Here is a 19,926-nt window from a genome sequence, read left to right on the forward strand (position 1 = left end):
TATGAGTGTAATTAAGGGACAGTGGGTGCAGATTCGTCGAATAATCCTTGCTGCGGGTGAAAGAGCGCCCTCGGTTCCCGAGGACACGAAAGAAGTCCCTCTCGAACTAAGGGTTAGAGGCTTTCTCTTGGAGGAAAAGTCCGAAGTAGGTGAGATGGTAACGGTAGAAACGGCTTCAGGGAGAAAAGTGTCGGGAAAGCTTGAGGCTGTTGAGCCGGCTCACGAACATAACTTCGGTGATTACATTCCAGAACTGTCCGAAGCGGGAAACGAGTTGACAAGATGGCTTACCGGTGGCGATAACGATGAAAGATAGATCTTACGAAGCCGTTATGGCAAGAAGAAAAGAGATAATGAAGGCAACTGTGGGAGTCGATTACGACAGATACGAACTGGACGGAATCGCCTTTGATTACGAGAGGTTAATGAAGGATACATCGTATCCGATCGCTTCCATCAGAAGGATTCAATCGGAAACCGGAGTGGGAAACACTCCCCTGATAGAGCTGAAGAACATCACAAGATTGGTCAGGTCGATGAGCAAGTCCGGCTATGGCGCAAGGATCTTTCTCAAGGATGAAGCGACGAATCCTTCAGGCAGTTTTAAAGACCGACGGGCCTCTATAAGTGTTTCACGGGCCAAGGAGCTTGGATACAAAGGAGTCATCGCTGCAACGAGCGGCAACTATGGCGCGGCCGTCGCATCTCAGTCGATGAAGAGAGCCCTGAAGTGCATCGTTGTTCAGGAGTGTTACGACAGCAGAGGAAAGGGTCAGCCTGAGATACTTGAGAAGGCTCGTGCCTGTGAAGCTTACGGAGCGGAAGTGGCTCAACTGACCGTAGGTCCGGAGCTCTTCTATTACTTTCTTTTGCTTCTTGAAGAGACCGGCTATTTCAATGCTTCACTGTACACACCATACGCAATTGCGGGCATAGAATCTCTCGGATACGAGATAGTAGAACAGTCAAATACACTTATCGGAAGAAATCCCGACTACGTTCTCGCGACGCATGCTGGCGGCGGGAATCTGACCGGGACGGCTAGAGGCCTTATTAAAGCCGGTGCAGATCAGACAAAGGTTATCGGTGTCAGCGTCGATCTTTCGGGCCTTCACATGGCGAGTGACAGGGATTTCAACAGGAAGTCTTTCACAACGGGCCATACCGGTTTCGGCATACCCTTTGCCGTTCTTCCGGATAGATCCGATGTTCCCAGAAACGCTGCACGAGCATTGAGATATATGGATAGATATCTTCTGGTCACTCAAGGAGAGGTCTTCTACGTTACCGAAATGCTGGCCAGGCTCGAGGGATTACAACGGGGACCGGCAGGCAACACCAGTCTCACTGCGGCAACAGCTCTCGCAAGAGAATTGCCCGAGGACAAGATCATAGTAGTCCAGGAGACCGAGTACACTGGCGCCGGGAAGCTCCCAAGCGCACAGCTTACATTTGCGCGAGACAATGGAGTAGAGATAGTCAGGGGAGACCCGATCAAGATGGATTCACCTGGCAAGAGAATCGCAATTCCCGAAAGCTACTCGCAGATTGCTTACAAAGAAGTGAATATGGATGATCTTAGAAGATCTTATATCAAACAGCTTATGAAACAGGGAGTAACGCTGATCGATAGCGATTTCGAGTTTCTCTCTGCAGAGCTGAAGATATCTGCGACAAAGGTTCGGGAACTGGTTAAGGAGGTAAGTGATGATGTCGATTCAGAGAAGTGATGATTTCGAGAAGCGGAGTGTGCATCTTAAGAATCTAACCGACGAGGAGCTCGACAGAAGATTTTGGGAGCTGGCTGATAAGATTGTAGAACCCTTGATAGATCTTGCGAAGGCCAATACAAGCCCTTCAATCGAACGCTCTGTGCTTCTTAGAATGGGGCTGGATAGTTTGCAGGCTGGATCAATAGTCACGAAGGCCGTCGAACACGGTTTGCTCGGGAAGGGCGCCGGAAATATCGTTCTAACCTACGCGAAGATGAATTCACTGACCCTGGAAAAGGCGGTTGAAGAACTAGCTGTCGGAAAGGGATGGGAAGCTCTCGTTTCTAACTTCAGGGGAGGCGATCGTAATGCTGCCCGTCAATGAAAAGCTGAGAGTGGAAGAGATTCTAAAGGATCTCGAACACTATGCACCCAAGAGAAAGGGCTGGACCTGGAGAAAGAAACTTCCCGAAGGCACGAAGGTCGATGGCTTCTACTACGACGAGATCTCCGAACCTCTGAAGAACAGCGTGGGTCTTCCCGCTTCTCACTACTTTGACAACATAGATCCTCAGCCCGATCCCGTTATAACTTCAGAAATAGCTTCTGGAAGATTCGAAGACGATGTCAGGAGAATGAGAATGGCCGCATGGCATGGGGCCGATCACATAATGGTAATAAGGACACTGGGCCAGAGCCACATAGACGGCCTAATAGAGGGAACCCCCGAGGGGATCGGTGGTATCCCAATAACGAGAAAGCAGCTTAGAGCCACACGTAAGGCTCTTGACATTATTGAGGAGGAAGTTGGAAGACCTATAAACTTCCACTCATATGTCAGCGGCGTGGCCGGTCCGGAAATTGCCGTTCTCTTCGCAGAAGAGGGAGTAAACGGAGCCCACCAGGATCCTCAGTACAACATTCTATACAGGGGGATAAATCCGCTTCGCTCCTTTGTCGATGCGGCCGTGGCCAAGAAGATTATGGCAAGCGTCGACATGCTGCAGATCGACGGCGCCCATAACGCTAACGCCTCTGCTAAAAAAGCATGGAAGGTTATGCCGGAACTCCTCGTTCAGCACGCGATCAACTGTGTATTCTCTGTCAAGGCCGGAATGAAAAAGGATTTGATCTCCCTTTCCACGGTTCCACCCGTCGTTTCTCCGGCTCCTGAGTTCAAGTTGAACTTCATATATGCGCTAACTGTTCGCGAACTATTCAAAGAGTACAGGTTCAGAGCGCAGATGAACACGAGATACATCGAATCCGATCTTGTCGACGCAACCAGAATACATGTTCTAGATACCCTAATATCGAGATTGACCAAAGCCGACATCCAGTCGACGATAACTCCCGACGAAGGCAGAAACGTCCCCTGGCATGTTAATTCGATCAGAGGGGTAGAAACAGCAAAACATACACTTGTTGCCCTGGATGGAATCAAGGATTTGCTCAAGGTAAATGAAGAAGTTGTAAGACCAAACATTCGAGAGCTGAAAATGCGTGCGATTCTTATGATGGAAGAGATACTGGAAGTCGGTGGATACTTCGAGGCGGCGGAGAAGGGCTTCTTCGTCGATAACGGTCTTTACCCGGAACGAAATGGAGATGGAATAGCAAGACCAAAAGACGGAGGTATAGGAGCAGGCACCGTAATCCCAAGGGATGCCGATTACTTCGCTCCTGTCTGCGAACACTTTGGCTACAACCGGATTCCGGAAGGCTTATCCTCTCCCGACGAGCCTATTGGCGGCTGCACTCTCCACGACCGGTCGAAAATCAAGTATATAGACGAACTAGATGAATCAGACAATGTGAATCTCAGGATCACACAGCAGCTCGAGGACAGAGAAAAGGGCTTGATATCGCCTGAAGTGGAATGGTGGGGTGACGGATGGGTTCAACTCGACATGACCATTCCAGATGATCCCGAACACTCAGAGGCGGCCGCGATTGAAATCGCAAAAAGGATGGGCTTCACCGATCCCTCCGTCATAAGCAGGACGGTCCTCCATCCCGTAGAAGGCACATATCTGGAACTCAAGGCGAAAGTCCCATTCAAGATCGTGAGAGATTCCTTGCAGCTGCCACAAAAACCCGATCTCTTGAGTGAAGAGGAGATTACCGCCTTCATAGATGAGCATCCCATGAGAGTCGTAGCCGGCACCGTTGGAAACGATGAACACTCAGTAGGGATAAGGGAGATTCTAGACATCAAACACGGGGGAATCGAAAAGTTCGGCTTCAAATACACATACTTGGGAACGAGCATTCCTCCTGAAAAGTTCATCGATGCAGCTATCGAAACTGGAGCAGATGCAATTCTGGTTTCGACGATAATAACTCACAACGAAGTGCATGTAGACAATATGACGAAGATTGCGCAACTAGCTGTTGAAAAAGGCGTAAGGGACAAGGTCATAATTATTTCTGGAGGAACTCAAATAACGAATGACCTTGCAGTTTCCTGCGGAATGGACGCTGGCTTTGGCCGCGGAACGAAGGGCATTCACGTAGCCTCTTTCCTTGTGAAGAAGAAACGCGAGCTACTTGGATAGAATCGAGTCAATATCGAAGGCGGCATGCGCCGCCTTCTTTGCGTTATACTTGAAAAGATGACTGAACAGATAGAGAATTCCATAAACAACACGATAAATGAGATTAAAGAATTAGCCGGCAAGGACAGACTCACAGTGGCCTTCTCAGGAGGCCTTGATTCAACCCTAGTTGCCTACTTGGCTTTGCACGCTCTTGGACGTGATCGAGTCAAATTGATAAACGTTTGCTTCGGCCCTTACTCATACAGTAGAGGACTAGAAATTGTTGCATCCCTGGCAGAGAGGCTGGACCTAAGACTTGAGTTTACGCCGGGCTATGAAGCTCAGGAGAACGTTTGGAAGCGTGGTCCCTCATGCAATCGATGTACCAGATTGGCCAAACTGCCGGCCGTTAGATCGGGAGTTCTCGGCCTTGTTGCGACTGGGGCCAACCAGTCGGACACCTGGGGAAAGACGGGAATTGTGATCAAGGATGGTTTTTACGCGCCTTTGAGAAATTGGACCAAGGCTGAGATAGAAGAAGCGTTTTCTTATCTTAATATCGAGGTCCCAAAGATTGGCGAGGCACCCGTGAGGGAAGGCTGCAAGTTGAAACACCTGTTGAAAATTATGGCCAAACCTTCCTATCACGGATATTCGGTTGCGATTTCAAATGAGATTTTGCTGGATGAATTAGATGATTTCTCACATACTCTGGCAAACGTAAAGATAATCGGTCCGCTCTCTAAGAACGTTGCACTGATAAATGTCAGTCCCCTTCCATCGGAAAGAAAGAGAGGTAGGATCGCGGCTTCCCTGGAGTCGCTTGATTCGATCGATGAAGTTAGATGGGTAGAGGGTCCCATGGTGCTCAAGATCATTGCCAATCCGGGATTGTTCAACAGCCCCGAAGCGAGAGAATGGGTTCTGAACGGAAGGCTGGCACCGGAGTTTGCATTTCCGATCCATGCCAGGTGGGTGAAGTCAAAAAACAACAGGCTCGAGACTTTTCAGGTAATAGACTGCTGGAGGTTGGAAGATGATTCGGCTCATAGTTATTGATCTCGACGGTACTCTACTAAATGATGAGAAGAAAATCTCTCAGGAAAATGAAAATGCTATACGCTGCGCTCTCGAAATGGGAATTGCGGTTTCAATATCCACAGGAAGAAGCTACGTTTCAGGCCATGAGTATGTTGAGCAGCTTGGAATCGATGTCCCTGTCTCTTATCAGAACGGCGCTCTGGTAACTTTCGGCCATGGAGAAGAGATCAAGGTGATTTCAAGGTCTGTCCTCGATCCCAGCAAGGCAAGGATGATATACAAAAGAGCAACAGAAAAGAGTCTGAATACTCTGGTCTTCTTTGACTTCTTCACACTTCCCGATATCTCTACCGTTGGGCCATACGATTCCCCTTACAGGGAGTACTACAGGCATAACAAGTACCGCATGGTATTTGAAGAGAATCCGCTAAAGAGAATCTCAAACGACGGAATTCCAGAAATTGCTGTAGAAGGCAAAGAATCCTTGATCAGAGACCTTATTCTTGAGTCGAATTCCCATCTTGAAAACGTCACTGTAGTTAAGAACGACTCCCTTGAAGATCACGCATTCTACGAGTTCTTTGGACCGGGCGTTGGAAAAGAGAAAGGTCTTAGGCACATACTCGATTATCTCAATCTAGACTGGGATAGTGTAGCTCACATAGGTGATAACTACAACGATTTGGAGGTATTGAAGAAAGCGGCTTTGCCGATCGTAATGGCTAATGGTCCACTTGGTGTCAAGAAACACGCGAGTTTTGTCACAGATAGAGACAACAACAGCGGAGGTGTGGCAGAAGCAATAGAAAGAATCCTCCGAACCAGGGGTGAACTGTAGTGGTCCTAGTTCTTGTTTCAGCCGTTCTCACTGCACTGGCCATGCCGGGAATGCTTTGGGGGTACTTGATATGGGTCGCCCTGATCCCTTTATTCATGGCAATGAAAGATGTATCACCCCTAAAGGGGGCTTTGAGAGCCTTCGTCTGGGGCTTTGTATACCTTCTTCTAACCCATTACTGGCTGCTCCCAGTGTTGACAGTGAACGTTCCCGAAGTACTGAATTCATTCCCAAATTTCATAGGGGTCGTCGTCTTCTTCTTGATGGGAATTGTAATGGCCGTTCCCTTTCTAGTATTTGGTCTAGTTTATGGTTTGTATCAGAGATTCTTCGACAGATACCCGGTTCTTCTAGCTCTTTTTGCCGCTTCATTCTTTACGGTTACAGAATATCTGAGAGAGATCGGCCCGCTCGGCTTCACTAACGGGAGACTCTCTGATGCGCTTTTAAATGGGCAGCAGGGAATCTCTCAGTTACTTACTATTGGTGGGCCTCTCCTTCTAGTATTCATTATCGTTTTCGTAAATCATTATCTTTCCTATCTCTTCGTGAACAGAACAAGAGACAGAGCAATTCTTATTGTCGTTTCAGTGGCAATCGTAGCCCTAGTTAATGCGGCTATCACGGCCTTAGTTCCGATTCCCCATTCCTCAAGCAAATATGAAAGCACTCTCTATGCTCTACAGACAAACATATCGATGCAGATGAAGTACTACCAGCCACCGGATGAAACTCTTGCAGTCGTATCACGAGCACTCAGAGAGATTCCGGAGGGCTCCGTTGTGATTTTGCCGGAGGCAACCTTCATGAGCGACATAAGAAGAAACTCAACCGGAACCCAGCTGCAGCAGATTGCGCAGGAAAGAAATCTGAAGATTTTGATCGGTTTCCCCACCTACAACGATCACAACTACAATCAGGTGAGATTTGTTACTGCAGAGGGCTTTTCCGATGAATACTATGCAAAGATCCAGCTTACCCCGTTCGTAGAGTCTCTTCCTTGGCCCAAAGTATTTGGTGTATTCAGTTTCCTAAAATTCCTTGACTTTTTTGACGCCGGAGAAGAGTTTACGATCTTCTCGGTCGATGAACATCGCATAGGAGCTCAGATCTGCTTTGATTCGCTATACAGTAACGTCGCCAGAGGGCTTACTCTGAACGGCGCAAATGTGATCGTGACGGCGACAAATGATGGCTGGTTCGATATTTCAACTGCTCTGAATCAGCATTTCTCAAAAAGCATCGCAAGAGCGATAGAAAATAGAAGATACGTCATTCAGGTATCCAACACAGGAATATCTGCAATAATCGACCCCTATGGGCGAATCGTCAAGCGTTTGCCAACCTCTAAGGAGTTGAATGCAGATTACGTTATTGGCGAATTCCAGTATATTCCCACGGTCAAAACTACACTGTACACCAGGTTTGGAAACTGGTTCTTCTGGTTCTCACTATTTCTGGGAATAGCATTGATAATACTTGGAGGTGTTGTTCTTTGATCTACAAAGAGAACGCAAAGAAGATCCTAGAGACTTTCAAGACAGTAGTTGTCGTTGGTTTCTCGAAGAGTCTCGAAAAGGCCGCCAATTATGTCCCGACCTATCTAATTGAAATGGGATATCGGATAGTACCTGTCAACCCAAGTATGGAAGAGTACAGCGGCCTAAAAGTCTACCCTGATCTCGAAGCCGTTGTGGCAGATGGGATAGAACTTGAAGTAGTTGAAATCTTCAGACCCTCTGAAGAGGCCGAGTCCATCGCCTTGAAGGCAATAGAACTAGGCGCCAAAGCAGTCTGGCTCCAAAAAGGCATTTATAGTGAAAAAGCTCAGTTAGCTGCAGACGAAAACGGCGTCCTTTATGTAGAGGACCTCTGCATGTTTGAAGAACATAGAAGAATATCTCTTTGAAAACGTATCGTGTTCGCAGGTATGGGTAGGCGATCGAAAAGAGCACAAATTACACTTTTTGCTGAAGCAGATTATCCTCGACTCCTTAGCAAGTGAGGCTGCTTCGCAGAAAGCCTTCTCAGGTCAACCGTCAACGGGTACGCCGTCCTCCGAAATCAGCAGACTGGCGAGAGCTGAAGTGATGCGGCGAAGAACATCGCCGGAATTGAGGCTACCATAAAACACTAGACGCAAGGCGCCGAAAATCATCGGCGGTCGCAATGACCGCTTCGCGGGTAAGATTTTAAAAACCAGTCTGCTTCGCAGGCCAGTCACCTTTGGTGGCCAGTCTCGCTTTGGCGAGCCCAGTTCCGCTTCGAGGGCCACAATATCCGCTGAGCGCTGCAAAGAGCCGTCCTTTATTGCCCGTCCAAGACTATGGACCCGTGCTTTTCAAGACCCATGATCCTGAAATGAATTCAGTGACAGCGTAAGGTAACTTCGAATGCGGAAAATCTCGTCATTCTGAACTTGGTTCAGAATCCTGCTCTCAGAACCACTGTGCGCTTAGCCACAACCCGCTGTTCGCTGCAAAGAGCCGTCCTTCGTACATCGTCCCAGATCATGGACCCGTCCTCCACCGAGAGGATCAAAACCTAGATCCCGAAACAAGTTCGGGATGACAACATTGGGCGATCAAGAGAACATCACATTCTATCTGAATTTGTTTTGGCATCCAGTTCTTGCATTATGACTTCAGTTCCGCTTTTTGCAGCTGATCTTTTGCTCTTTCCAGCGTTGAGCATCTTTTAGCGAGCGGTGACCGGCTCTCCTCGGCGAACGGATAACCGTCCAACGGCCAACCAGTTCCTTAGCTCTTTCCTACCACGTACCCGCTACCCCCAACCCCGGTTTTTCAAAAAAAGCCTAGATCCCGGATCAAGTCCGGGATGACAGAGAGAGGGATTCCCATAAACCGATGTCGGGATAACTTCCTCATTTGCATTGAAACCCTGAATTGATTGACGGTTCTCTTCACGAGACCCCATACCCCGTAATCGATACCCTGCCCTTCGCGTCATGAACTTGTTTCAGCATTTCGTTCCCTCCACAAGATCAGGCGAGAAAGACCATTATCGAGAGCTCCGGTATGAGAGCATAGCAGGAAGGGGGGAAACAATTGCCTTAAGAAGTAGGCTGCTTTTTTCTTTTTTACAGCAATAAGCGTGTAATTTCTTGAGATTGCAGCATTATTGTTCAAACTCCTATTCAAAGGATCACAGTATAGCCGAGCATTCAAATAAGCGTTGGAAATCACTGCATGATTGTGACGGAATGTTCAGTCTGAAATGAATTCTCCTGGTTGAAAAATAAATTGCGTTCAGTCGTACAGGACTCTATCGCGGAATTCCTTCACAAGTTCCGGTGAGTTGTTCGCAACGAGGACGTTTGGATTGAACAGGTCGAAATCCTCTTCAACACAGCTGCCGACAAAACCTCCGGCTTCCTTGACGAGCAAAATGCCACTTGCGACGTCCCAGGGTTTAAGTGTCTCTTCCCAGAAGATGTCGGCTCTTCCAGACGCAACGTAAGCAAAATCGAGACAGGCACTTCCGGTTATTCGCAGTCCCCTGCAGATCTTTATTGCTCTATTTATTCTCCTTGTAATCCGCTCGAAAGCAGTTTCAGACGAATATTGCATCCCCACATGGCTGGTGGCTTCTCGGAGTTCTCTCGTCTTACTCACCCAGATCCTTTTGTTATTAAGATAAGCGCCCTGCCCCTCGATCGCATGAAAAGTCTCCCTCCTGTTGTGATCGTAGGTAACTCCGAGAACAACTCGGCCTTCACTGTATAGAGCTATTTGAGTAGAATAATGGGGATTAGATTTTGAGAAGTTTGTGGTCCCATCAACTGGATCAACGATCCACATTGTAGAAGATCTTACATCGGGACCGGACTCCTCACCGAGATAGGCTGCTTCGGGATAAAGATCGTGCAGGAAGACACGCAGGTTGTCCTCGATCTCCAGATCAACAGAGGTAACTATGTCCTTGTATCCACTCTTGCGTTCAATAGAGAACTCCTCCTTGGAAACCTTTCTCCAGAGTTCCGGAAGATACACACGAATCTTTTTGCTGAAATTATTGAGAAGGAGGTTATCCACGTAGCTTCACACCAATCTTCTCGGTTTCTCTTAAGACGAGTTCAATAAGTGTATTGATCTCATCGTCAGTGAGAGTCTTGTCAAAGGATTCAAAACCCAGGGTAACTGTGATGCTCTTGTATCCAGGTTCAATTCCTTTACCTCTGTAAAGATCAGAGACCCTGATCTCCTCGAAAGAGGTACCGTCAAGAGTTCTTCTTATTAATTCTTCCAGCTCTCCATAGGCTATTGAGCCAGGAACAAGGAACGACAGATCTCTAAAAACCCTCGGAAATGGCGAGATTTTCTTCGCTCCGGAGAATCCCTTCATCAGGCTCTCGATTATGCTGATGTTGAGTTCTGCTACGTAGACTTCACCACTCTTTATCTCATAAAGTGTATCGGCAGCTGAGATATCCACAGCGCCAAAAAATCCGATTTTCCTTCCGTCAACGTCCACCGATACTGCCTTGCCCTTTTCAAGCCAGGAGATCGTCAGGGGATTGTACACGGGATCCAGACCATATAGAGAGCATAACTCATCAATGACTCCCTTGAAGGTGAAGAAATCAAGTATTCTTTTGTCTGAATAATCAAGCGGGTTCTCCCTCCCGGTAGCAACAAAACCTAGTGCCGTTGTTTCACTCTGCTCTCTTTCTGGATTGAAAACCGAAGCTATTTCGAAGAGTTTTATATCTCTGTTTTGTCTTCTGTAATTGTATGAAGCCGCCGACAAGAGGTTGTAAACGAGAGATGGTCTCATGACGGCCATGTCCATTGAAAGAGGATTCAAGAGCGCGACGTGTTTCGGATCAGTTCCAAGCTTGTCAAACTCGTCCGGGTTTATGAAACTGTATGTCACAATCTCATCGAAGCCATTGGCAACCATCAGATCTTTCACCCTCTTCTGCCTTTTCAAGAACTCCGGAACACCTCCCGAAATCGGCAGAACTCTGGGTAATACATTTTCGATCTTGTCGTAGCCATAGATTCGCCCTATCTCTTCGACAAGATCGATCTCCTGTCTCGTATCGTACGACCGGAAAGCCGGTGGAGTGACCTTCCATCCGAAGTCGGTTCTCTCGGTCTTGAAACCCAGACTCTCAAGTATTGCGCCTATCTTTTCGGAAGGAACTACGCCACCCAGTCTATCGGTGACGAATTCCTCTCTCAAATCTATGACCTTAACTGGAGCTGTTCCGCCGGCATCAACAATCTTCGAGGCAACCGACGCACCACTAAACCTCTCCATGAGATCGGCAAGGCGCCGAATCACGTATATAGAATCCTCATAGTCTATTCCTCTTTCAAATCGATACGAACTATCTGTTGAGATTCCTAGCTTTCTCGATGTCTTTCGGATTCTCACTGGGTCGAAGACGGCGACTTCCAACAAAACTTTTCTCGTCGAAGAATAGATTCCGGAGTCTTCACCGCCCATGACTCCCGCCAGGGCGAGTGGTGTTTCACCGTTGGTAATAAGCATGTCGTTACTGTCGAGCTGAACCACTTTGCCGTCCAGAAGCTCGAGTTTCTCACCGTTTCTTGCTGAACGAACAACTATTTCCGTAGATCCTATCCGATCAACATCGAAAGCGTGGATAGGATGGCCAGTTTCAAGCATCATGAAGTTAGTTATATCAACAACATTGTTTATCGGTCTCAAACCGGCCGCTACCAATCTTCTCTTCATCCATAATGGAGATCCACAGATTGTTACATCGCTCATTAAAAGTGCCGTATATCTTGTGCAGCCTTCATCTTTCAATGTAACCTTCAGCAGCCCGTCGTCTCCAACGGGGATTGAGTCGTCAGCACAGGGTCTCTCTACCTTTCTCTCATAAATGGCACCAAGCTCCCTGGCCATTCCGACTACAGAGAGACAGTCGCCACGATTTGCGGTCAACTCCACTTCAATAGCCGCCGAGTCGAGTCCCAGCAGCTCAATGACGGACTCTCCAGGTTTGCCCTGCTCAAGTCGCATTATCGTTTGCGACTTGTCTTCAAGTTCTAACTCTTCAAGAGAAAGGAACATTCCTTCAGATAAAACTCCTAGAAACTCTTTGTTCTCGATCTTCGTACCGGAGAGGGCAGAGCCTTCAGGCAGCACACCAACGGTTTCGCCTTCCTTAACGGTCAAATCGGCAGTAACAATTGTTAGTTCACGAACCCCTGCGTCCACCCTTGTTACCAGAAGCCGATCACTCATAGGATGAGGTCTTGCTGACTTGATCTTCCCTACCACCGCACCCTGGACATAGCTCCATGGGTACTCTATTCCCGCCACTTCCGTGCCGCTGAGTGAAAGGCTGTTGCTTAATTCCTGGGGAGATTTGTCGCTTATGTCAACGAATTCATTTATCCATTCGAGATACAGTTTCATATTACTGCCCTCCTGTAACCCCTGAGGAAGCGTCTGTCATTGCGAAGAAGGTCCCTGATATCTTCAAGATCGTACTTCAGCATAGCAATTCTCTCAAGGCCCGTTCCGGCAGCAAAACCACTCCAGACCTCCGGATCATACCCAACATTCCTGAATACGTTCGGATGCACCATCCCAGCCCCCAGAATTTCTAGCCATCCACTTCCACCACAGCTTCTGCAACCAACTCCTCCACAAATTCCACAGCTGACATCGACTTCGAAACTCGGCTCGGTAAATGGAAAGAAGCTTGGCCGGAGCCTTATCTTTCTGTCTTCTCCAAAGAGCCTCTTGGCGAAATGGTCCAGAGACCCCTTTAGATGGCTCACCGAAACACCCTTATCCACAAAGAGAATTTCGAACTGGTGAAACATCGGTAGGTGTGTCGCATCGGGAGTGTCTTTTCTGTAGCATGTCCCGGGCGCAAAAATTGCTAGGGGGGGCTTTCTTGATTCCATCGTTCTTATCTGCACTGGCGAGGTATGCGTTCTTAGAAGTCTTCCGTCCTGAAGATAGAATGTATCCTGCATGTCTCTTGCGGGATGCCACTCTGGGGTATTCAGTGCTTCGAAGTTGTAGTAAGAGGTCTCAATTTCCGGGCCCACTGTCACTTCGAAACCCATACTCACCCAGATACTTTGCACTTCTTCCATTATCTGCGTTATCAAGTGTAGAGAACCGATGTCTCTTTTCTTTCCGGGAATTGTGTAATCCAGTCTTTCGGAGGCTTCCCTTTCTTTCTTAGCTTTGTTCTCCAGTTCGCTCTTACGCCTGTTAAGAGCCTCTTCAATGAAATTTTTATACTCGTTTACGGTCTTTCCGTACTCTCTTCTCTCTTCAGGAGGAATCTCTTTCAACTTTTTCATAAGAGAAGTTATCAAGCCTTGTTTTCCAGTGAGCCGTGACTTTTCTTCCTGAAGCTCATTAAGGTCGGATATTTCCATCACTCTATCGAGGACTTCTTGTAGATTAATATCGAGTCCCTTCACTCCAGCACCCCCAAAAAGATAAAACTTGTCTATAGAAGTTTTTTCTTGCAGTCTGGACAAATTCCCTTGATGGTAAGTTCGAAAGAATTCACCTCGAAGTCAGTCATTTCAGAAGGAAACACCTTCAAGCAGGCCTCGTAATATTTCATCGGAATATCAAAGACTCTCCCACAGCTATTACATATGAAGTGGCCATGAGGTTTCACTTCTGAATCATAACGTCTCGATTTCTTCGAATTCGCTATAGCCTTTATGATTCCTTCCTTTTCGAGAACTTCCATTACGTTGTAAACGGTAGCCATCGAAATATTCGGATGAACCTGTATTACCGATCTAAAAACCTCTTCAACTCCAGGATGGCCTTCATGATCCCTTAGAATCCTTATTATCGCTACTCTCTGAGGGGTAATTCTGTAACCTTTGCTTTTTAGAAGAGCAACCGTGTCCTTTATTTCCATACAATTAAAGCCTCCATAAAGGGTTTGAGTAGATTATACAACAGAATTCAGTCAATTTTGAGAAATCTTTATGAAAACCTCAATAAGTCTTACTTTTAGTGAACGCTCGCATTCAGTAGAGATCTTCAAGAAGGGAAGAGAGTGTTTCTGTATCTATCATCCCGAGAAGACTAATCGCAGAGTTCTCCGAGAGTCTCTCAATCGCGTAACTGTAACCGTTTGCCTGGGCCATCTGAGCAGAAAACTTCTGAAGATAGTCCGGTTCGGTGTTGAATGAGAAGTATAGAACCATTCGCCCATACTCGATCGAATACATCAGAACAGTGTAAAGATATGTCTTTCCGTCAGTTGCGAAATCCATCGAAGACCAGGCAAAGTGTTTTTCCAGCATTGCCTCTGAAAAGTATATTGGAGGACGAATTATTATCATGCCTTCAGTCGCGTTTGACAACTTTGTCAACGCTTCGTGAGACATTTCCGAGTAACCTCTGTAACTCGCGCTAATAGTATGAAATGGATACGACTTAACCAGCTTCAACAACTTGTAGTTGTCATCGTAGGTAGCTTCGAAAGTTAGATCGCCCGATGATATGGTGATTTTTCTGCTGTTGGGAAGATCCAGAAAGAGATCGACCACATAGCTTTTCCTGTTCACCAGGTCAATGAAGTTGTCTTCCACATCTTTGATTTTTGTGAGCGGCTCGAAAGCAATACTTCTTGTGCGAAAGATAGCAAAATGGCCTGAGCTGTTTCTCACCCAGCCAAATTCACCCTTTGCAGAAGAATACGATGTAACCAGTTTATAGGGACCGGATTTGATTACTCGCTCGTTCTTTGCAGTAGTAACTATTCCGCTCTCTTGTACGTATCTATCTACTTCATACGAAGAGTTCTTCAAAACATCTATCAGGGTAGTTAACTCTTCGACAGCATCCTTTCCAACCGCCAGCCCGACAACAAGCAACAGGACAACGAGTACGGACAGTTTTTTCACGGCGATTTCACTCCTTCTGTGTCTTAGAGCGTCTATAGATTAGTAGGTCGTGCTAATTCCAGAGATCTCAAAATCATTCTCCACAGCTGATTCACTAAGAAAGCCGAGCGAACGCTCCATTTCCTTCTCCATCATTACTAGATTATTCCCCTCTGCTTCGTCCTGCGCAAAGGCATTCAGATTGACCCTGAGTCTTTCATTCAGACTCGAGCTACTGCCTAGGACATCTGCGAGCTGGTAAAGCTCTCCCTTTTTCTTAATAAGAATAGTGTTACCCGTGAAGAACGAAACCGAAAAGATACCCAGTACCAAACAGGCAGCTACTGTACCGAGAATTTTGTAAGGTCTGCTCTTTAGCTTCCTTACATTGCTCAGAGTTCTTTTCTTCAGTTCATCAGAAGGCCTGTAGCAACAACTCTCTTTCAGAGCGTCTATAGCCTTCACATAGCCCTTTAGTTCTTTCCTTTCATCTACCCTCAGCTTATCAAACGGGATCTCACGATCCAAAATGCGGACAAACCTTTCTTCATCCAATGTAACCTACCTCCTCGAGAAGCTCCTTAAGCCGCTTTCGAGCGTAATGCAATCTGCTCTTGACCGTGCCGACCGGTTTATCAAGTATGTCGGCTATCTCCTCGTATGACAGATCATCTATGTCTCTCAATTTAATAAGTAATCGGTCATCTTCAGCAAGTCTCTCAACAACAGACATCAGTTCCTCAAAAGAGATCTCGTCCATAACTTCTCTGAACACGTTCGTCGTTGCCGGAGGTTCAAACGTGGCCTTATCTTCACTCTCTCTGAAATCTGTAAGAAATTCGTTGTTTCTCTTCCTCTTCACCAGAGTATCCTTACAGACATTCACGGCTATTCTATAAAGCCAGGTCGAAAGTTTTGCATCCCCACGAAACTTTCTAACGTTCTTGAAGACCTTTATAAAAACCTCCTGGATAACATCCTCAACATCATCGTATCCAAGGTATGATTTTACGACACTTCCCAACCTCGGAGCATATTCATCGTACAAGACTTCGTATGCCCAGACCTTCTTCTTCTTTAGTCCATCTATTAGCTTCTTTTCGTCCAACCATACCACCCTAATCTGTTCTATATGACGATGAAGGAGCGAATACAGTTCAACTCCGCACGTAAATTATATAATTATCCTCAAATCAATCATAACACCGGAGAAGAGACTGCGAATCTTTTGATTAGCGAATCATGAAAAACAAGACCATCTGCAAGCAAAAACTGAAATTTTGAAAAGCAAATCACTGAGCTCCAAAAAGCCAATCATATCGGATAAAATTAAAGGTGAAAGAACTTATTCGCATTACTGGAGGTGAAGTATTGAAACGGGAAGATGCAAAGAAGCTCAGTGATAAACTAACGATGAGGAAAAGGAGCACCTGGTTCTCGCTTGATAAGGAAGAGGTCTTCGCCTACTCGAAAGAGTACATGAAATTCATTGGCAAATCCGTTACAGAGCGCCTGGCAGTGAAGAATCTCGTTGATCTTCTTGAATCGAGAGGTTTCAAGCCTGTATCATCATTTGAGAAGACGGGCGTGAAAAGGGGAGACCGAATTTATCTGACCAAAGACAACAAGGCGCTTATCGCCACAGTGATTGGCGAAGACCTCAAGGAAGGTATCGACATGGTTGCCGCTCACCTAGATGCGCCAAGGCTTGATCTTAAGCCCAGTCCGTTGGTCGAAGATTCGGAAATCGCAATGCTCAAGACTCATTACTATGGAGGAGTTAAGAAATACCAGTGGCTCAACATTCCTCTTGCCTTTGTGGGAACTGTAATCAAGAGTAACGGAGAGTCCGTTGACGTCTCGATAGGATTGAACAGTGAAGATCCCGTCTTCGTTATTTCCGACCTCCTTCCACACCTAGACAACAGGGAAGGGGATTTCAGAAAGGTATTTCAGGGTAAAGACTTGAACGCAATGTCCGGCACGATACCTATTGTTGAGGGAAAGGATTTCGAGAATCCCGTCAAACTGATGTTCCTTAACCTCCTCTACGAAAAGTACGGACTTGTCGAAGAGGATTTCTTTTCTGCCGACATCCAGCTGGTGCCCGCTCTTGAGCCCAGGGAAGTCGGACTGGATAGATCCATGATCGGAGCTTATGGTCATGATGATAGAGTCTGTTCCTATTCTGCCCTTACTGCGCTTGCAGATATGTCCTCGATTGATAATCCTAAGCGTACGGCAATGGTTCTCCTCTTTGACAGAGAAGAAATAGGAAGCGAGGGGGTCACCGGAGCGAAGGGACAGTTCTGGGTTACGTTTATCGAAAAGCTCCTCAATCTCTCGGGGGCAAAAGGACTTTACGAAATAGATTTCCTTTTGGAGAAATCGAGAATGCTTTCCGGGGATGTCGCAGCCGGGTTCGATCCTACTTTTAAGGATGCTCATGACCAGGCAAACGTGGCGAGATTCGGCTATGGAATCGCTATCCTCAAGTACACAGGTTCCAGAGGAAAATCGGGGACAAGCGAAGCCAGTGCAGAATTCATGGGCTACGTGCGAAGACTGCTTAACCAGAAGGGAGTGCATTGGCAGAGCACCATACTTGGAGAGGTTGACAGAGGCGGTGGCGGTACAGTAGCAAAGTTCTTTGCTGAAAGAGGAGTCACCGTTGTCGATGCAGGAACGCCAGTCTTTGGTATGCATTCGCCGTTTGAGCTTCTCTCCAAAGCAGATCTTTACGAAACTTACAGAGCATACAAGGTTTTCCTGGAGGGGGGCGATGTCTAGAAACGACTGCTCTCCCGAAGCTGTTTCTAGCTGGATAGTTGAAAATTTCCCGCGCGAACAGGAATACGGAGACCCGTTCAAGGTTCTGGTAAGCACAATTCTCAGCCAAAGAACAAGAGACGAAAATACCGAGGAGGCCTCTCGCAGGCTCTTCTCGGTTTACCCAGACCCCCAATCCTTAATTGAGGCGAAACCCGAGGATCTCTACGACCTAATAAAGGCCTCGGGGATGTACAGACAGAAAGCCGCAAGAATTATCAATTGCGCCAGAATGATTGTGGAGAGCTTTGCCGGCGTAGTGCCGGATACTCTCGAGGAGCTGGTGACAATCCCTGGAGTCGGGAGAAAGACAGCCAACATCGTTCTAAACGTTTCCTTCAAAAAGGAGGCGCTGGCCGTTGACACCCATGTACACAGAATCGCCAACAGGTTGGGATGGGTGAAAACGAAGACTCCCGATGATACTGAATTTGCACTAATGAAGATCTTGCCACCTAGTATATGGGGACCGGTGAATGGATCGATGGTCGAGTTCGGCAGAGAAATCTGCAGACCGATCGGTCCTAAGTGCAATCTCTGCGGAATCAGCCAGTGTTGCGAATACTTCTCTCTGGTTTCTGAGCAAACCACCGAGAGACAGAAACAACAGAAATGATAATTATTCCCAACGCCGAACTGAGAAATCTCGCCTCCAGAAGATAGCGGCTGCCGTTGAGTCTGTAGATCGCAACGGCAAAGGTTGGAAAATCTTTGCTCCCAAGCATGAGCGACCCACCGAACTCACCCATAGAGATCGCGAAGACAACGGTTGCCGCATATATAATTGTGCTTCTGAAGAAGGGAATGATCATGTATCTTAAACGCTCTATCTTTGAGGCGCCGTCTATCTGTGCCGCCTCAAGGAAGTTCAGTTCTGCTCCGATAACCTGACCGCTTATATAATTTAGAACAACCGGCAGGGAAATCACAATATAGAGCATTAGAATCAAGATTGGAACCGGAAAACCACCGAACACAGTAAGATACGATACTGCCAGTATAGAGGGTGTTACGGAGAGTGCGATCAAAGAAATTATCCGAAGCTGTTTCGAGCCTTTTATGGTTTTTCGTGCCTGCCAGGAAAGCAAAAAGGCTATCGTTACGGTCACTAGCGCCGCAAGGGCAGAGAGTGTTAACGAATTGATCAGAGTATTTGTCAGACCGGCTCCAATGAGTACGAGTTTCTCACCAAAGAGCTTTGAAATTCTACTGAATATGAATTCCCCTCTCGTCCAGTCGTAGAAGGAACTCAGGAGCGCACCAAGAATTGGAAGCCATTCGAAAAGAAGGAAAGTCCATGAGTAAATCGCCGTAAATCTGTTTTTCTCTTTATACTGCTCACCCTGCTCAAAAGTCGCACTTTTTTCACTCGCTGAGATAAGCAATCCAAACAACATGATGAAAATGAACTGAACGACGGCAAGCACGACTGCGTTTTGAGGAGCAGCCAGAAGCCTGAAATTCATGTAGATCGAGACTTCAAGAGTGGCGAACTGAGCACCGCCAAGGATAAGTACTACTGCGAAAGAGGTAAAACAATAAGTGAAGATGAGCAGTGCCGAATTGATTATTGCCGGCGTAACGAGAGGCAGTTCAACGCGGAGAAGCCTCATTATTCTTCCAGATCCGTCTATCTTTGAACTCTCGAGAACATCCGAGGGCAGTTTCCTAAGAGCGTTCCCTAGCACGAGAATAACAATTGGCGCATTGTAAAACACGTGCCCAAGGAGAACGGCCCCCAAAGAATAAAGAATCTGTACCCTTTCGAACCCTAAACTAGACAGGAAGTTGTTGAAGATTCCATTTCTGCCATATACAGACAAGAAGCCAATTGCCATAGAAATACTTGGAAAGAAGAATGGTATATACGTAGTTATACCCAGCAAACTTGAAAGCCGTCCGCTGCTCCTCGCATAGTGTACCGCCGCGGGGAAACCTACGATCATTGCAAGCAAAGTGCTTAGCAAAGACTGTTTTACAGTGAATCCCGCAATTGATTTGAATGAAGGCGATGAAACCACAGAGAAGATCGTTTCAAAGTTTAGGTTTCCAAATGCGAGAAACAGCGGCAAAAGAACAACGGCCGCGAT

The 19,926-nt window shown here is 46.8% G+C and carries 18 protein-coding genes; 10 read left to right on the top strand and 8 right to left on the bottom strand.

Going from position 1 to position 19,926, the window contains the following annotated elements; genetic code table 11:
- Nucleotide 1: 1 nt before the first annotated feature.
- Genes ortA through V513_RS10950 form a run of 8 tightly spaced genes read left to right on the top strand, consistent with a single transcriptional unit; the run spans nucleotide 2 to nucleotide 8,040 of the window.
- Nucleotides 2–316 (top strand): 2-amino-4-oxopentanoate thiolase subunit OrtA, encoded by a 315-nt coding sequence (gene ortA, locus V513_RS10915; protein WP_099772774.1) that lies wholly within the window; start codon nucleotides 2–4, stop codon nucleotides 314–316.
- On the top strand, nucleotides 306–1,730 hold the full coding sequence (ortB, locus tag V513_RS10920; protein ID WP_099772775.1) for a 2-amino-4-oxopentanoate thiolase subunit OrtB: 1,425 nt from the start codon (nucleotides 306–308) through the stop codon (nucleotides 1,728–1,730). Before ortA ends, ortB begins: the two co-directional genes overlap by 11 nt.
- Nucleotides 1,708–2,097, top strand: coding sequence for an ornithine aminomutase subunit alpha (locus tag V513_RS10925; protein ID WP_099772776.1), 390 nt, complete (start codon nucleotides 1,708–1,710; stop codon nucleotides 2,095–2,097). Before ortB ends, V513_RS10925 begins: the two co-directional genes overlap by 23 nt.
- Nucleotides 2,081–4,270: a D-ornithine 4,5-aminomutase subunit OraE gene (gene oraE, locus V513_RS10930; RefSeq protein WP_099772777.1), complete on the top strand. Its 2,190-nt coding sequence runs from the start codon at nucleotides 2,081–2,083 to the stop codon at nucleotides 4,268–4,270. Before V513_RS10925 ends, oraE begins: the two co-directional genes overlap by 17 nt.
- A 24-nt stretch (nucleotides 4,271–4,294) precedes the next feature.
- Nucleotides 4,295–5,311 (top strand): ExsB family protein, encoded by a 1,017-nt coding sequence (locus V513_RS10935; protein ID WP_099772778.1) that lies wholly within the window; start codon nucleotides 4,295–4,297, stop codon nucleotides 5,309–5,311.
- On the top strand, nucleotides 5,289–6,131 hold the full coding sequence (locus tag V513_RS10940; RefSeq protein WP_099772779.1) for a Cof-type HAD-IIB family hydrolase: 843 nt from the start codon (nucleotides 5,289–5,291) through the stop codon (nucleotides 6,129–6,131). The genes V513_RS10935 and V513_RS10940 overlap by 23 nt, the downstream gene beginning before the upstream one ends.
- Nucleotides 6,131–7,630: an apolipoprotein N-acyltransferase gene (lnt, locus tag V513_RS10945; protein WP_099772780.1), complete on the top strand. Its 1,500-nt coding sequence runs from the start codon at nucleotides 6,131–6,133 to the stop codon at nucleotides 7,628–7,630. The genes V513_RS10940 and lnt overlap by 1 nt, the downstream gene beginning before the upstream one ends.
- Nucleotides 7,627–8,040: a CoA-binding protein gene (locus tag V513_RS10950; protein ID WP_099772781.1), complete on the top strand. Its 414-nt coding sequence runs from the start codon at nucleotides 7,627–7,629 to the stop codon at nucleotides 8,038–8,040. The genes lnt and V513_RS10950 overlap by 4 nt, the downstream gene beginning before the upstream one ends.
- 1,360 nt (nucleotides 8,041–9,400) lie before the next feature.
- On the opposite strand, the gene V513_RS10965 is transcribed toward V513_RS10950, so the two are convergent.
- The 7 genes from V513_RS10965 to V513_RS10995 form a co-directional block, all read right to left on the bottom strand.
- The gene (locus V513_RS10965; RefSeq protein ID WP_014730930.1) at nucleotides 9,401–10,186 is read right to left on the bottom strand and encodes an inositol monophosphatase family protein; all 786 of its coding nucleotides are present in this window, start codon (nucleotides 10,184–10,186) and stop codon (nucleotides 9,401–9,403) included.
- Entirely contained in the window at nucleotides 10,179–12,548 is a 2,370-nt protein-coding gene (pheT, locus tag V513_RS10970; protein WP_099772783.1) for a phenylalanine--tRNA ligase subunit beta, read from the bottom strand. The genes V513_RS10965 and pheT overlap by 8 nt, the downstream gene beginning before the upstream one ends.
- Nucleotides 12,545–13,576 (bottom strand): phenylalanine--tRNA ligase subunit alpha, encoded by a 1,032-nt coding sequence (pheS, locus tag V513_RS10975; protein ID WP_014730932.1) that lies wholly within the window; start codon nucleotides 13,574–13,576, stop codon nucleotides 12,545–12,547. Before pheS ends, pheT begins: the two co-directional genes overlap by 4 nt.
- 29 nt (nucleotides 13,577–13,605) lie before the next feature.
- Nucleotides 13,606–14,034 (bottom strand): Fur family transcriptional regulator, encoded by a 429-nt coding sequence (locus tag V513_RS10980; RefSeq protein ID WP_014730933.1) that lies wholly within the window; start codon nucleotides 14,032–14,034, stop codon nucleotides 13,606–13,608.
- A 112-nt stretch (nucleotides 14,035–14,146) separates the two neighbouring features.
- Nucleotides 14,147–15,028: a hypothetical protein gene (locus tag V513_RS10985; protein ID WP_099772784.1), complete on the bottom strand. Its 882-nt coding sequence runs from the start codon at nucleotides 15,026–15,028 to the stop codon at nucleotides 14,147–14,149.
- 39 nt (nucleotides 15,029–15,067) lie between these two features.
- Complete coding sequence (locus V513_RS10990) at nucleotides 15,068–15,562, bottom strand: hypothetical protein (protein ID WP_099772785.1); 495 nt, start codon at nucleotides 15,560–15,562, stop codon at nucleotides 15,068–15,070.
- On the bottom strand, nucleotides 15,555–16,115 hold the full coding sequence (locus tag V513_RS10995; protein ID WP_014730936.1) for an RNA polymerase sigma factor: 561 nt from the start codon (nucleotides 16,113–16,115) through the stop codon (nucleotides 15,555–15,557). The genes V513_RS10990 and V513_RS10995 overlap by 8 nt, the downstream gene beginning before the upstream one ends.
- A 263-nt stretch (nucleotides 16,116–16,378) precedes the next feature.
- Here V513_RS10995 and V513_RS11000 point away from each other — a divergent pair, with 263 nt between their 5' ends.
- Nucleotides 16,379–17,797, top strand: coding sequence for an aminopeptidase (locus V513_RS11000; RefSeq protein ID WP_099772786.1), 1,419 nt, complete (start codon nucleotides 16,379–16,381; stop codon nucleotides 17,795–17,797).
- Entirely contained in the window at nucleotides 17,790–18,452 is a 663-nt protein-coding gene (nth, locus tag V513_RS11005) for an endonuclease III (protein WP_099772787.1), read from the top strand. Before V513_RS11000 ends, nth begins: the two co-directional genes overlap by 8 nt.
- Here the strand turns inward: nth and V513_RS11010 are convergent.
- Nucleotides 18,382–19,908 carry an ABC transporter permease gene (locus V513_RS11010; RefSeq protein WP_099772788.1) on the bottom strand — a complete coding sequence of 509 codons (1,527 nt, stop codon included), beginning with the start codon at nucleotides 19,906–19,908 and terminating at the stop codon, nucleotides 18,382–18,384. The genes nth and V513_RS11010 overlap by 71 nt on opposite strands.
- Between the last annotated feature and the right edge of the window lie 18 nt (nucleotides 19,909–19,926).

The sequence above is a fragment of the Mesotoga sp. H07.pep.5.3 genome (assembly GCF_002752615.1).
Taxonomy (GTDB): Bacteria; Thermotogota; Thermotogae; order Petrotogales; family Kosmotogaceae; genus Mesotoga; species Mesotoga prima.

Coding starts and splice junctions, on each gene's coding strand:
- ortA (WP_099772774.1), top strand. CDS start 2: ATGAGTGTAATTAAGGGACAGTGGGTGCAGATTCGTCGAATAATCCTT.
- ortB (WP_099772775.1), top strand. CDS start 306: ATGAAAGATAGATCTTACGAAGCCGTTATGGCAAGAAGAAAAGAGATA.
- V513_RS10925 (WP_099772776.1), top strand. CDS start 1,708: ATGATGTCGATTCAGAGAAGTGATGATTTCGAGAAGCGGAGTGTGCAT.
- oraE (WP_099772777.1), top strand. CDS start 2,081: ATGCTGCCCGTCAATGAAAAGCTGAGAGTGGAAGAGATTCTAAAGGAT.
- V513_RS10935 (WP_099772778.1), top strand. CDS start 4,295: ATGCGCCGCCTTCTTTGCGTTATACTTGAAAAGATGACTGAACAGATA.
- V513_RS10940 (WP_099772779.1), top strand. CDS start 5,289: ATGATTCGGCTCATAGTTATTGATCTCGACGGTACTCTACTAAATGAT.
- pheT (WP_099772783.1), bottom strand. CDS start 12,548: ATGAAACTGTATCTCGAATGGATAAATGAATTCGTTGACATAAGCGAC.
- V513_RS10980 (WP_014730933.1), bottom strand. CDS start 14,034: ATGGAAATAAAGGACACGGTTGCTCTTCTAAAAAGCAAAGGTTACAGA.
- nth (WP_099772787.1), top strand. CDS start 17,790: ATGTCTAGAAACGACTGCTCTCCCGAAGCTGTTTCTAGCTGGATAGTT.